General features: G+C 71.1%; 14 protein-coding genes. 7 read left to right on the top strand and 7 right to left on the bottom strand.

The features are described 5' to 3' along the window. The first annotated feature begins 70 nt into the window (after positions 1-70). Both F8566_RS39870 and F8566_RS39865 read left to right on the top strand, forming a co-directional pair. Positions 71-1,246 carry a thiolase C-terminal domain-containing protein gene (locus tag F8566_RS39870; RefSeq protein WP_151567766.1) on the top strand — a complete coding sequence of 392 codons (1,176 nt, stop codon included), beginning with the start codon at positions 71-73 and terminating at the stop codon, positions 1,244-1,246. Continuing rightward, positions 1,243-1,656 (top strand): Zn-ribbon domain-containing OB-fold protein, encoded by a 414-nt coding sequence (locus tag F8566_RS39865; RefSeq protein WP_151567764.1) that lies wholly within the window; start codon positions 1,243-1,245, stop codon positions 1,654-1,656. Before F8566_RS39870 ends, F8566_RS39865 begins: the two co-directional genes overlap by 4 nt. A gap of 55 nt (positions 1,657-1,711) precedes the next feature. On the opposite strand, the gene F8566_RS39860 is transcribed toward F8566_RS39865, so the two are convergent. The 5 genes from F8566_RS39860 to F8566_RS39840 form a co-directional block, all read right to left on the bottom strand. Continuing rightward, positions 1,712-3,331, bottom strand: a complete 1,620-nt coding sequence (locus F8566_RS39860; protein WP_151567762.1) for an AMP-binding protein — start codon at positions 3,329-3,331, stop codon at positions 1,712-1,714. A gap of 56 nt (positions 3,332-3,387) precedes the next feature. Beyond that, positions 3,388-4,467: a phenylacetate--CoA ligase family protein gene (locus F8566_RS39855; RefSeq protein WP_151567760.1), complete on the bottom strand. Its 1,080-nt coding sequence runs from the start codon at positions 4,465-4,467 to the stop codon at positions 3,388-3,390. Next, positions 4,464-5,531 (bottom strand): LLM class flavin-dependent oxidoreductase, encoded by a 1,068-nt coding sequence (locus F8566_RS39850; RefSeq protein ID WP_151567758.1) that lies wholly within the window; start codon positions 5,529-5,531, stop codon positions 4,464-4,466. Before F8566_RS39850 ends, F8566_RS39855 begins: the two co-directional genes overlap by 4 nt. Before the next feature lie 161 nt (positions 5,532-5,692). Continuing rightward, entirely contained in the window at positions 5,693-6,841 is a 1,149-nt protein-coding gene (locus F8566_RS39845; RefSeq protein WP_151567756.1) for a lysylphosphatidylglycerol synthase transmembrane domain-containing protein, read from the bottom strand. A 96-nt stretch (positions 6,842-6,937) separates the two neighbouring features. Then, positions 6,938-7,195 carry a hypothetical protein gene (locus F8566_RS39840; RefSeq protein WP_151567754.1) on the bottom strand — a complete coding sequence of 86 codons (258 nt, stop codon included), beginning with the start codon at positions 7,193-7,195 and terminating at the stop codon, positions 6,938-6,940. A 118-nt stretch (positions 7,196-7,313) separates the two neighbouring features. On the opposite strand from F8566_RS39840, the gene F8566_RS39835 reads away from it, so the two are divergent. Beyond that, positions 7,314-8,003 (top strand): HAD family hydrolase, encoded by a 690-nt coding sequence (locus tag F8566_RS39835; protein ID WP_151567752.1) that lies wholly within the window; start codon positions 7,314-7,316, stop codon positions 8,001-8,003. Positions 8,004-8,008: 5 nt separating this feature from the next. On the opposite strand, the gene F8566_RS39830 is transcribed toward F8566_RS39835, so the two are convergent. Beyond that, a complete protein-coding gene (locus F8566_RS39830; protein ID WP_151567750.1) occupies positions 8,009-8,890 on the bottom strand; it encodes an SCO6745 family protein in 882 nt (293 codons plus the stop codon). A gap of 84 nt (positions 8,891-8,974) precedes the next feature. After that, positions 8,975-10,069 carry a ferritin-like domain-containing protein gene (locus tag F8566_RS51880; RefSeq protein WP_225993939.1) on the bottom strand — a complete coding sequence of 365 codons (1,095 nt, stop codon included), beginning with the start codon at positions 10,067-10,069 and terminating at the stop codon, positions 8,975-8,977. Positions 10,070-10,284: 215 nt separating this feature from the next. On the opposite strand from F8566_RS51880, the gene rimP reads away from it, so the two are divergent. The 4 genes from rimP to F8566_RS39805 form a co-directional block, all read left to right on the top strand. After that, positions 10,285-10,971, top strand: coding sequence for a ribosome maturation factor RimP (gene rimP / locus F8566_RS39820; RefSeq protein WP_151567748.1), 687 nt, complete (start codon positions 10,285-10,287; stop codon positions 10,969-10,971). Between the two features lie 13 nt (positions 10,972-10,984). Beyond that, positions 10,985-12,076 (top strand): transcription termination factor NusA, encoded by a 1,092-nt coding sequence (gene nusA / locus F8566_RS39815; protein ID WP_151567746.1) that lies wholly within the window; start codon positions 10,985-10,987, stop codon positions 12,074-12,076. Beyond that, positions 12,042-12,383 carry a YlxR family protein gene (locus tag F8566_RS39810; protein ID WP_318836470.1) on the top strand — a complete coding sequence of 114 codons (342 nt, stop codon included), beginning with the start codon at positions 12,042-12,044 and terminating at the stop codon, positions 12,381-12,383. The genes nusA and F8566_RS39810 overlap by 35 nt, the downstream gene beginning before the upstream one ends. Positions 12,384-12,493: 110 nt before the next feature. Next, on the top strand, positions 12,494-12,872 hold a 379-nt coding region (locus F8566_RS39805), incomplete at its 3' end, for a translation initiation factor IF-2 N-terminal domain-containing protein (protein ID WP_192810098.1).

Genomic DNA, 12,872 nt, shown 5'->3' with positions numbered 1-12,872 from the left:
GATCCGGGCGCCGTTGAGTAGAGTCGGGGCAGTGTCGCGGCCAAGCGCTTGCTCGGCTAAGGGAGGGCGTGTGGGGAGCTTTCGGGACCGGACGGCGATCGCCGGAGTCGGCTACACCCCGTTCAGCAAGGACTCCGGGGTCTCCACGCTGACGCTGGCGGTCGACGCGATCCTCGCGGCGCTGGAGGACGCCGGACTGGCCGTGGACGAGGTGGACGGGCTCGCCACGCACCGGGTGGGCGACTCGACGCCGCCGTGGGTGGTGGCGCCCGCGCTCGGCGTGCCGGAGGTGTCCTGGTACCTCGACCAGTTCGGCGGCGGCAGCGTCTCGCACTCGGTGATCGGGCAGGCGGCCATGGCGGTCGCGGCCGGGGTCGCCGAGACCGTGGTCTGCTACCGCGCCATCAACGCGCGTTCGGAGTTCCGGATGGGCGGTACGGGACGGGCCCCGGCGCCGATCTTCGACATGCAGTATCAGGCGCCGTACGGGTACTTCGCGCCGCCGCAGCAGTTCGCGATGTTCGCACGGGCGCACATGAACGCCTACGGCACCACGCACGAGCAGTTCGGCCAGATCGCGGTCCAGCAGCGGGCCAACGCGGTCAAGAACGCGCGGGCGCTCAAGCGCGACCCGATCACGCTCGACGACTACCTCGCCTCCCGCTGGATCGCCGAGCCGCTGCGGATGCTCGACTGCTGCCTGGAGACCGACGGCGCCTGCGCCGTCGTCGTCACCTCGCGCGAACGCGCCCGCGACCTCAGGCGCACGCCTGTGCTCGTCTCAGGCGCGGTATGGGGAGGAGGCGACTCCTTCTTCTCCGGGGCCGGGAGCGCGGCGTACGGGACGGATTTCACCGTGACGGAAGCCGCGCGCATGGCGCCGCGCCTCTACGCCATGGCGGGCGTCGGGCCCGGCGACATCGACGTGGCGGAGCTCTACGACTGCTTCACCTACTCCGTCCTCGTGCAACTGGAGGACTACGGCTTCTGCGAGAAGGGCGAGGGCGGCCCGTTCGTGGAGTCCGGCGCCACGGCCCTGGACGGCACGCTGCCCGTCAACACCCACGGCGGCTTCCTGTCCGAGGGATACGTGCACGGCATCAACCACATCGCCGAGGCGGTCGCCCAGCTGCGCGGCGACGCCGGTGACCGCCAGGTGGACGGCGCCGAGGTGGCACTGTCGACCGCCCAGCCCGGATACGTCCTCGCCGGCACCTCGGCGCTGATCCTCAGGAGCGACACATGAGTCTTGGCCAGCGTCCGCGGCCGGAGGCGGACCGGGACTCCGCGCCGTGGTGGGCGGCGGTGCGGCGCCACGAGCTGATCGTGCAGCGGTGCGAGGACTGCGGGACGCTGCGATTCCCCGCCCGCGCGATCTGCAACCGCTGCCGGTGCCGGTCGTACGAGTGGGTGCCGGTCCAGGGCAGGGCCAAGGTCTACAGCTGGATCGTCAACCATCAGGTCTTCATGCGGTCGATGGCCGACGAGGTGCCGTTCCCGGTGCTGCTCGTCCGGCTGGACGAGGGCGACGACCTGCTGATGTACGGCAACCTCGTGGACGGCGACGCCGAGGACCTCCGGCCGGGCCTCCCGGTCGAGGCGGTCTTCGTGGACGTGGACGACGAGACGACCGTCGTCCACTGGCGGCCGTGCTGAATCGCCGTGCTGAATCGCCGTGCTGAATCGCCGTGCTGAATCGCCGTGCTGAGTCTCAGCGCTCCTCGGCGGCGCGGGCGTGCAGGACGAGCTTGTCGATCTTGCCGTTGACGTTCACCGGCAGGGCGTCCACGAGCGTCACCTTGCGGGGGACCTTGTAGTTGGACATGTTGTCCTTCGCCCACGCGATGACGGTGTCGGGAGAGACCTCCGAGCCGGGCTGGGGGACGACGTAGGCCCAGCCGACCTCGCCCAGCCGTTCGTCGGGCACGCCGATGACCGCGACCTGGGCCACGCCGGGGCAGCGCAGCAGGAGCCCCTCGATCTCGGCCGGGTAGGCGTTGAAGCCGGAGACGATGAACATCTCCTTCTTCCGGTCGACGATGGAGATGTTGCCGTCGTCGTCCAGCGTGCCGATGTCGCCGGTGTGCAGCCAGCCCTCGGCGTCGACCGCCTCGGCCGTCCGCTCCGGGTCCTGCCAGTAACCGCGCATGACGCCGTACCCGCCGACGAGGATCTCGCCCGCCTCGCCGGCCGGCAGGTCCTTGCCCTCGTCGTCCACGATCCGCACGCTCACACCGGGCACGGCGCGGCCCGTGGACCCGGCGATCACCTCGACCGGGTCCTCCGGCCGGGTCATCGAGACGACGGTGCCCTCCATGAGGCCGTACGCGTTGATCATGCGCTCGATGCCCACCCGGTCGACCAGGCGCCGGATCAGCTCGGGCGGGACCGCCGCCGCTCCGCAGATGAGCACGCGGAGGGACGACACGTCCCGGCCGTCCAGCTCGTCCAGAATCTTGAAGAACATCGGAGGCGCCCCGGCGAGGACGCTGATCCGGTTGCGTTCGATGAGGTCCATCAGCTCGCCCGGCTGGAACAGCGCGATCGGCATCATCGTGGCGCGGCGCAGCACGCAGGCCAGCAGGCCCGCGTTGATCCCGAACCCGTGTGAGAACGGCGCGATGATCGGATAGTGGTCGCCCTCCCGCAGGGTGACGAGCTCCGCCCAGTCCCAGTAGCCGCGCAGCAGCTGGACGTGGTGGAGCATCACGCCCTTGGGCTTGCCGGTCGTGCCTGACGTCGCCATGATCTCGGCGAGGTCGTCCGGGCCGACCGAGAGGGCCCGTTCCTCGGCCGCCTCCGGGGAGACCGCCTCGCCGCCGGTGATGAAGTCCTGCCACGAGCCAACGCCCGCCCGCCCGGCGAACGACCCGTTCCCCAGCACGACGACATGCTTGAGGTCGGGAAGCCCACCGAACGGACGGTCGCCTTCGGGGGAGCCGCAGGTGTCCGCGAGCATGCCGAGGTAGGAGGTGTCCATGAAGCCCTCGGCCACCAGCAGCACCTTGGCGCCGACCTTGCGCAGCAGATCGGCGGCCTCGATGCCCTTGAAACGCGTGGACAGGGGCGTGATGATCGCGCCCGCGTCCCAGATCCCGTACGCGGCCACCACCCAGTCGGGCGTGTTGGGCGCCCACACCGCGACCCGGTCGCCCGGAGCGACGCCGAGGGCCAGCAGGCCGCGCGCGACCTCGCCCGCCGCGTGCGCCAGCCCGGCCAGCGTGAGCCGGGTGTCGCCCGCGACGACGACCTCGACGTCGCCGTGTTTCGCCGCCTGGTCCCGCAACATCCGCGGGATCGTCCCCCAGCCGGGTACCGGCTGCAGATCCATCACGCCCTCCCGGGGTCTCTAGGCCGGTTCATAGGCAGGCTCTCTAGGCCGGTTCTTCAGGCAGGGTGTGCGCGGTCGCGGCCGAGGTGGTGGCCGCGCTCGTCGGTGACGGTGCCGGGCCGCCGCTCCTCGGAGACCTCGGGTTCGATGACGACCTCGATGGAGATCGGCGTGATCGCGTAGAGCGCCTGGACGATCCGCGACTTCCACATCGGGTTCTTGATGAGGGAGTCACGGCCGAACGTGATGTGCAGCGCGGCGGCGTCCAGGGTGCCTTCGCGCGTGACCCGCAGATCCCAGTGGGTGACGCCGTCGATGCGGGTGAGCGCCGCGGCCACCTTGGGGATCGACAACCAGCGGCCCCGGACCAGGACGTGTTCGCCGACGGTGTGCGCCGGTGCCGGCACGCCGTCCTCGCCGCCTGCGAGCCGCACGGCTTGGCCGGTGCGCAGGGTGGCGTCGCCGAGGGTCGAGTGCCAGGCGGGCGTGACGACGAGCTCGGCCAGTCCCTCGGTGTACGGGGCGTCCAGAGAAGCGTCCTTGTCCAGTGGCGCGAGGCCGAGGAGCCCCTCGCGGACCGGGGTGTACGCGGCGTCAGCGGCAGTGCGCTGCGCGATCGGGACGCCGAAGAACGGGTCGGCGTAGAGCTCCCGCACCGACGCCTCGAACTCGGAGGCGAGCTGCGCGTAGGTGTTGGGGGAGGGGATCTCGCCGACGAGCAGGATGTGCCGCAGCTCCAGGTCGAGCGGGTCGAGCAGGAACTCCAGGTGCAGCCGGGCCAGGAAGTCCATCGCCCCGGTCGGGGTGATGACGAGCGTCGTGGCGCGTACCTTCTCCAGCGCGGTGTGCAGGCGCATCCGTCCGCGGGCCCCGACCGACGCGGCGGCCTGGGCGACCTCGGCTGCGGCCTCCGCGATCAGCGATCCGGCGGGCTCGCCGTCGTTGTTCAGCGCGACGACGACGCGGTCGGACTCGCCGATCCCCGCCGCGCGCAGGGTCGCGGCGGCCAGTTCGAGCGCGGTCGTGCGGTCGGCGGCGGAGAGCGGGGCGACCAGGTCGCCTTCCGGGGAGACGTGCAGGAGGCCCGCGGCGGCGCGGCCGGCCGGGAAGGTCTCCCGGGTGATCCACGACGTCACTTCATGACCTCCTGCATGAAGAGCTTCATCGAGTTGCAGACGTGCTCGTGGGCGAGCCCGCCGACCTGGGCCTGGAGGATGAGGTCGGTCGCGCCCGCGGCCTGGATGCGCTCGACGGCCTTGCGCGAGCCCTCGACGTCGTCGATCACGACCATGTGCTGGTCCCGCAGGACCTGCATGGCCTCCTCGGGCGGCATGCCGACGGCCTGCTGGCCGAGGACGCGGTGGGTGGCGTGCCGGGCGTCGGTGTAGTCCGGCGGCGCGACCAGGTTGATCTGGCGGCGCAGGTACCAGAGCACCGCGTCGGCGGCGGTGTCGACGGCCTCCTGCTGGGTCGGCGCCACGTACCAGGGGATCATCAGCGCGATCCGCCGCGACGCGGGGTCGAAGCCGTTGTCGGCGAGGCACTGCTTGTACTTGGCGATGTCCTCGGCGACGTCGTCGAGCCCCTTGAGCATCGTCATGCCGAGCAGGTTGTAGCCCTGCTTGGCCGCCGCCAGGTAACCCTCCAGCGAGGTGGAGGCGACCCAGACCGGCGGGTGCGGCTCCTGGACCGGGCGGGGGTAGACCGCGACGTTCGGGATCTCGAAATGGTCGCTGGAACGGGTGATCGGCTCGCCGTCGGCGTTCCAGATCGCCAGCACCGCCTCCAGCGACTCCTCCCACAGCCGGCGCGACTGCTCGAAGGGCTTCTGGAAGGCCTGGTACTCCAGCGGGGAGGCGCCGCGCCCGGTGCCGAACTCCACCCGGCCATTGCTGATCACGTCCAGCGTGGCGACCCGTTCGGCGGTCCGGATCGGGGACTGGAACGGCAGCAGCACCACGCCGAGGCCGAGGTGAATCCGCTCGGTCCGCTGCGAGATGCCCGCGAGCACCAGGTCAGGTGCGGAGGAGTGCGAGAAGCCCCGGGTGAAGTGGTGTTCCACGAACCACGCGGTGTCGAAACCGAGCTCGTCGGCCAGGACGACCTGGTCCATGACGTTCTCGAAAGCCCGCCTTTCCACGTCGCGGGACCGCCCGCGCACCTCGAGTTCGTAGCCAAGGCTGACCCGTAGGGACGTCATCGCGCCTCCGGTTATTGATGGTGCTCTGCTGCCGTGATTGTGACCAAGCGCTCGCTTGGGAGATTAGCAGCAGGGAACCACGGCAACAAGTCACCGACCGGGGTGAAGGGCGCCTGTAGGTGTTGTGCGAGGCAGGTGTTGTGCGAGGCAGGTGTCGCGTGTCAGGTGTTGCGCGGCCGGGGCCCGGGGGCGGGCGACACGGCGTAGGGCGTGGTGAACGCGACCGACGTCAGGCCCGCCAGTGTGGCGCGGCCGGTCGCGGCGAGCCGCTGCCTGGTGCGCTCGGACAGGCGCGGCCCCTCGTGCAGGGCGACCCACGCCAGCCAGCCGACCGTCACCACGGCCCAGTACGAGAAAAGCCGGTAGAGCCCGACGGCGGCGCCCGCCGGGGCCAGGGTCGCGCCCAGCGCGACCAGCGATGCGGCCATGCTGCTCTCGATCGCGCCGATGCCGCCCGGGAGCAGCGGCAGCAGGCTGCCCGCCGCCTGCGCGGCGAAGTAGGCCAGCGTCACGGCGTGCGGAGGGACGTCGATGCCGACGGCACGGGCCGCCGCGATCAGGGCCAGGATGTCGAACGCCCAGTTGAGCGTCGCCAGCATGACCAGTGCGGCCCAGTCCCGGAGGGACGGGCGCAGGGCGTCCCTGCCTTCCCGCAGCCGGTCGGCGTACGGCGCGACCCGGCGATGCGCCAGGACCGCTCCGCCGATCCGGGTGAGCGGCCCGGCGAGACGCGCACGCGACGCGGGCCGGCTGAGCGCCACCAGGAGCGCGAGGATGAGCACGGCGGGTATGGACAGCGCCATCAGCGCCGGGCCACGGGCGTGCGGATCGGCGAGCAGGGCGACCAGGCCGATGACGGTGTATGCGCTGGTGGTGATGATCCCGCCCACCAGGATCACCGCCGTCGAGAGCTGCGGGGAGGCGCCGGTGCGCCGGAACTGGCGGAACGTGTAGACGACGCTCACCGCGGGTCCGCCCGGGAGCGTGGTCGACAGGGCGTTGCCCGCGTACGTCACAGCGAACGCGCGACGCAGCGACATGCGGACCCCGCCGATCCTCAGCAGGCGCCGTTGCAGCCTCGCGAAGGCCGCCATGGAGCCGGCCGAGGCGACGACGACGAGCACCAGCCATGCAGGCTCGGCCCTGCGGGCCGCGGCCCACATGGCGCCGAGGTCGGGAAAATGGCCGCGCAGCGCGACGAGAAAGCCGATGGCGAACGAGAGCATCGCGAGCTGGACGACGAGACCACGATGACGCTTGAGCCACGAGCGTGCGGCAGGAGTCCGAAGAGGCACGTCGATCTCAGCCATGTCCTGGTCACCTCGCAAGCTCGCTCGCTCAGGGCAACCCCCGTCTGGGTAAAGGCATTCCCCTCCCAAGGCGTCAGAATCGAAAAGTGATCCCCGTCACGTCGTACGGTCGTCCTCCTCGTGCAGGGCCGCCTCCTCCGCCGCTTCCTCGGGCGGCGGGAACGGGCCCGACCCGCGCCGGGACGTCTCCCGCTCGTAGTCGGTGATGCCGACCGAGCCCTCGTTCTCCTCGGTGACTGTGGGCGGCGGGCTCTCCACGTACTCCTCGGCCAAGGCGATGTCGTCGACCTGCTCGTCATCGCCCATGTCGTCGATGTTGTCTCGCGGATCGCGTTCGGGCATGTAGTCGGACATGGCCCCCTCCATGGTCAGCTGTTGTCCTGGCAGGGGCCCTTCCCGAAGGGGCGCACCTTAAGCGAACGGGTGCGTCTTGAGCAGAGCGCCCCACGACCGCATGGTTACGATCCGGGGCATGACCGTTGACGCTGTGATCTTCGACTGGGGCGGCACGCTGACCCCGTGGCACGATGTCGAGCTCGCCGACCTCTGGCGCCGGATCTGCGCCGCGCATCTGGACGCCGACCAGGTCGAACGCGCCGCCACCGCGCTCGTCGACGCCGAGCTCGAGCTGTGGCGGCGCGGCAAGGAGGAGCATCGCAGCGCGACCATCGGCGAGCTCTACGCGCTGGCGGGCGTCGAGGCCACCGAGGCGATCCTCGCCACCCACTACGAGACGTGGACGCCGCACACCTGGATCGACCCGGCCGCCCCTCCGCTCCTGCGTGAGCTGCGGGGACGCGGCATCAAGGTGGGCGTCCTGTCCAACACGATGTGGTCACGCGAGTGGCATGAGCGCATCTTCGAACGCGACGGAGTGCTCGGCCTCCTCGACGGCGCGGTCTACTCCAGCGAGATTCCCTGGACCAAGCCGCACGCCAAGGCCTTCCGGGCCGCCATGGACGCCATCGGCGCCACGGACCCCTCCCGGTGCGTCTTCGTCGGCGACCGCCCCTACGACGACATCCATGGCGCGAAGTCCACCGGCATGCGCGCGGTCCTCATCCCCAACTCCACCGTCCCCGCCTGGGACGGGGCCGTGCCTGACGCCACCATCAGCGACCTCGCCGATCTCCTCACCCACATCGACGCCTGGACTCGCTGAACGTCTCAGCGTGCGGGGGCTTGTACTTTGCCGATGCCGAGGGTGTTGGTCGCGGGCAGCAGGCCCGTTTCCAGGTTGGCGATGAGGATCGGCAGGGTGAGCTCGGCGAGGCGCTCGGCCTTGTCCTGGCCGAGGGCCTCCCACGGGGCGATGGCAAGGTCGTCGGTAAGGCGTTCGACGGAGTCGCGCAGCTCGCGGCCCTTGTCGGTGGCCTGGCCGTCGGCGTCGACCAGGCCGCGCGAGGCGAGCCGGTCCTGGGCGGCCTGCCATTCCTCCGCGGTCCAGCCGCGGCTGGAGAACGTCTCGACGGGGGCCGCCCCGATCGAGGCGAACGAGACCAGGGCCTCGGCGGGATCGAGGCCGGCGGTCAGCAAGGCTGCGACGTGGCCGTCACCACGGTGTTCGCGAAGGATGTTGATGGCGTGCCAGAGGACGAGGGGCGGCTCGTCCGGCCAGGTCAGGCCGGCGTTGGCGGCGGCGATCGGGCGGCCCGCGGTGTTCGCCGCCTCGGCCGCCGCGCGCGCCAGCCCGGCCGCCTTGGCGATCTCCGCGCTGTCGACCTTGATGCCCGGCAGGGAGCGGTACATGCGGTCCACGGCCCGCAGCCGTGCGGCCAGGATCTGGTCAGGCGGGGCGATAGTCCAGGCGGCGGGGACGTGCTCGGCGACCATGCGCGGGCTGAAGCTGTAGAACGCGGAGGCCACCTGCTCGGGGCCGGCGGCGCCGAGAGGGGCCGAACGCCACGCGAAGTAACTCGGCCACCGCGCGTCGATGTCGAAACCGAGTGCCTTGGCCTCGCCGAACACCTCCGGCGCGTACCAGAACAGCGCGTGCACCGGCTCAAGCTGGTGCCACATGTGCCGTGCGAAACCAGGGTCCTGGGCCACAGTCCCACTCCTTACTCGCCTACAAGAATTATCAGTGTTTACCGCAATTATCAGCGTTTGCCACGATAATCAACGTTTGCTGGATCAGCCGCCGGGCCGGGGCCTGGGGGAGAGGGCCGAGGCGGGAAGGCCTGGGAACGCGGCGTGGCTCGCCGGCACACCGGCGGTCGTCCGCCACCGGACCGCGCGGGCCATCGCCTCCTGCGCGGCGCGGGCGGCCTGATCGCGGAGTTGGGCGTCCTGGGCTCCGGCGAGGCCCACATAGGCGACGGTGAGATCGTCTTCGAGCCTCGCCGCGAGCTGGGCGGCGCTGCGGGAGGAGGCCACCCGTACCGGCAGCTTGTAGGCGGCCGCGGCCGCCGCAGGTGTGGCCTGGCGGGCGGTGAGGTGCGCCATCAGGGCGTCACGTTGATCGCGGTGGGCGTTCCAGTACGTTCGTGCGGCCTCGTGCGCACCGCCGGTGAGCCGTGCCCCCACGACTCCGTAGCCGTAGACGGCCGCATGCTCGGTGGCCAAGGCGGACTGCAGCGCCTCCAGAGTGAATCCGCGTGCAGGAGGCAAGGCGGCGGTAGATGGGGTTGCCTTCTTCTTTGCGACGCTGGAGATATCGGAACTGGACATGCCGGAATGACCCACGGAACAGGCGCCCAGCGAGGCCAGCAACTGGGCCAGCCCAGGGGCCGACTTGCCTGCGTCCGCCGCATACCTGGCTGCGGTCTGGACTTCGGCGGTGCGCAGGCCGGCCAGGACTGTGGCAGGGCTGCCGGACACCTGCTGGGGGCTGGGAGCCGGCACGGTGGCCGGCACGGTGGCCGGCACGGTGGCCGGCACGGTGGCCGGCACGGTGGCCGGCAGGGTGGGCGGCATGGTGGCCGAATCGTCCGCCTGCCTGCCGGATCCCGGAACGTAGTGCCGCCGCAGCACCGCCAGATGATCGCGATGATGGGCGACGGCCACATCGATGTGCCCGGCCAGCGAGGGGTGGGCGCCGCGGGCGGCCTCGTACCGCGCGATCAGATCCTGCTCGGCTCCGATGGCACCGGACAGCACGGCGACGTCCGGGCCGGGCGGGGCGGCGCGAGCCGGGTCGTCGCCGGAGCAGCCGCACAGCGCCGGCAGCGCGATCAGGGCTGTCCCGCCCAGGACGGCCCGCCGTGACGGCCCGGTGCCTGCTGGCAAGGGTGTCTCCTCACCGAGGGTCGCGGGGCCCGTGATCGCCCCCAGAACATGGTGCCGGCGGCCCGCAGCGGGTCGTCCGCCCATCAGGCCAGCTCAAGCATTCCATACCCGGCGCGCCGGTGAGCTGTCCGAAAGACCTCTGAGGTGTCCGGCTGTCGATAGTCTTGAGGAGACAACGGATACGCGACGGTTTCAGAACTACATGAGGAGGTCCCATGAGCGTCGAGTCAGGCGGTGGCAGCGCTCAGCGGAGCTCCGACGGCCGGCCGTCCCGCGATCAGGCCGTCAGCGCGCTCATCGCGCTGCTGGAGCCCGCGGTGGCCGAGGCGGGCTTCGATCTGGAAGAGGTCGACGTGCGGCCCGCCGGACGGCGGCGCCTGGTCAAGATCGTCGTGGACGCCGACGGCGGCGTGAGCCTCGACGACGTCGCGACGCTCAGCCAGACGGCCTCCGATCTCCTCGACGGCTCCAACGTCATGGGCACGTCGCCGTACGTGCTCGAGGTGACGTCGCCCGGCGTGGACCGGCCGCTCACCGAGCCGCGGCACTGGCGCCGTGCCGTCGGCCGGCTGGTCGTGGCACCGCTCACCGCGGGCGGCCAGATCGAGGGCCGCGTGGTGGAGGCCGACGAGACGGCGGTCGTCCTGGACGTCGTCGCCAAGGGCAAGGGCGCAGGCAAGGGCTCGGGCAAGGCTCAGGGCGCAGGGAAGGGCAAGGGGCCGGGCGGCCCCAAAGGCCCGAAGACGACCAGACGCCGATTCGGCCTTGACGAGCTGGGACGTGGCCGGGTGCAGGTGGAATTCCGCCGGCACGGCGACGCGACCGACGCGGGTGACGCGGGCGATTCCGGGGCGCCCGCCGACGAGGCCGAGGAAACGCGTTCTCCGGCTGAGCCGGACTAGAGGGGGGAACCTCGTGGACATCGACATGACCGCCCTGCGCAGCCTCGAGAGCGAGAAGGACATCTCGCTCGAGGTCGCCGTCAAGGCGATCGAAGACGCGCTGCTCATCGCCTACCACCGGACGGAGGGGGCCGCTCCGAAGGCGAGGGTCGAACTGGACCGTGCGACCGGCCACGTGACCGTGTGGGCGACCGAGGCCGACGACGAGGGCGCCGCGGTCCGGGAATACGACGACACCCCCGAGGGTTTCAGTCGTATCGCGGCGACCACGGCCAAGCAGGTGATCCTGCAGAAGCTGCGGGACGCCGAGGACGAGCTCACGTTCGGTGAGTACGCCGGACGTGAGGGGGACATCGTTTCCGGGATCATCCAGCAGGGCAAGGATCCGCGGAACGTGCTGGTCGACCTCGGCAAGATCGAGGCGATCCTGCCGCCGCAGGAGCAGGTCCCGGGCGAGTCCTACGAGCACGGCGAGCGGCTGCGGGCGTACGTGGTGCAGGTCCGCAAGGGCCACCGCGGCCCCTCGGTGCAGCTCTCCCGGACCCATCCCAACCTCGTGCGCAAGCTGTTCGCGCTGGAGGTCCCGGAGATCGCCGACGGCACCGTGGAGATCGCGGCCATCGCGCGCGAGGCCGGGCACCGCACCAAGATCGCGGTCCGGTCGCGCAAGCAGGGCGTGAACGCCAAGGGCGCCTGCATCGGCCCGCTGGGCAGCCGCGTCCGCAACGTGATGCACGAGCTGCACGGAGAGAAGATCGACATCGTGGACTGGTCGGACGAGCCGGCCGAGTTCGTCGGGAACGCGCTGTCCCCGGCCCGCGTCACCAGCGTCGAGGTCGTCGACGCCGACGCCCGGGTGGCCCGCGTGATCGTGCCGGACTACCAGCTGTCGCTGGCGATCGGCAAGGAGGGGCAGAACGCCCGCCTGGCCGCCCGCCTGACCGGATGGCGCATTGACATCCGGTCCGATACCGAGCAGCCGGCCGAGCCAGCCGCGGAACGACCGGCCGAGCCTTCCACCTCGAAGGTTGCGGAGTCCGGCGAAACAGGATCAACTACATCAGGAGACCATGCGACAGGACCTGCCGACGCCTCGGCGCGGTAGACTCATGTCATGTGGCCGGGCGGTCCCACGACGCACGTGTGTGGGCTGCCGGGTTAGTACGGCCAAGTCCGACTTGCTGCGCCTCGTGGTGGTCGAGGGCGTCATCGTCCCCGATCCTCGCGGGCGGCAGCCGGGCCGAGGTGCCTATGTGCACCCCGACCCGGGATGTCTGGAGCTCGCAGAGCGTCGTCGGGTGTTCCCCCGGGCCTTCCGCCTGGCGGGGCCGCTCGACACGAGTGTGCTTCGAGACCGGCTTGCGGCACTCGCCGCGCAGCAGCAGGATGGCCGAACGGTAAGCGACGTCTAGTCGGAGAGCAGGTCGAGATTGCTATGAGCGCTCGATGAGCACGCCGCGATGAGTACGGCAAGTTAGCGACGGTCCGGAGGCCGCACCCCCGGACCGAGTTAGGGAGTGCAGTGGCCAAGGTCCGGGTTTACGAACTCGCCAAAGAGTTCGGTGTTGAGAGCAAGGTCGTCATGGCCAAGCTCCAAGAGATGGGCGAGTTCGTACGGTCAGCGTCCTCGACGATAGAGGCGCCAGTCGTTCGCAGACTCACAGAAGCTTTCCAGAATTCAGGGTCCGCCAAGCCGGCGGACAAGAGGGTCGCGTCGAAGAAGCCTTCGGCTCCGCGTCCCGCCGCCCCCAGGCCGGCCCCCGCGAGCAGCGGTGGCTCCGGTCCGGGTGCCGGCACGGCGGCTCCCAAGCCGGCGGCTCCGCGCCCGCCCGCGCCCAAGCCGGGTCCGGCGGCGCCCGCGGTGCCTCCGAGCCCGGCGTCGAGCCCGGCGCCCCCTTCGA

The sequence above is a fragment of the Actinomadura rudentiformis genome, assembly GCF_008923185.1.
GTDB lineage: Bacteria > Actinomycetota > Actinomycetes > Streptosporangiales > Streptosporangiaceae > Spirillospora > Spirillospora rudentiformis.
This window is presented reverse-complemented; position numbering and strand designations above follow the sequence as displayed.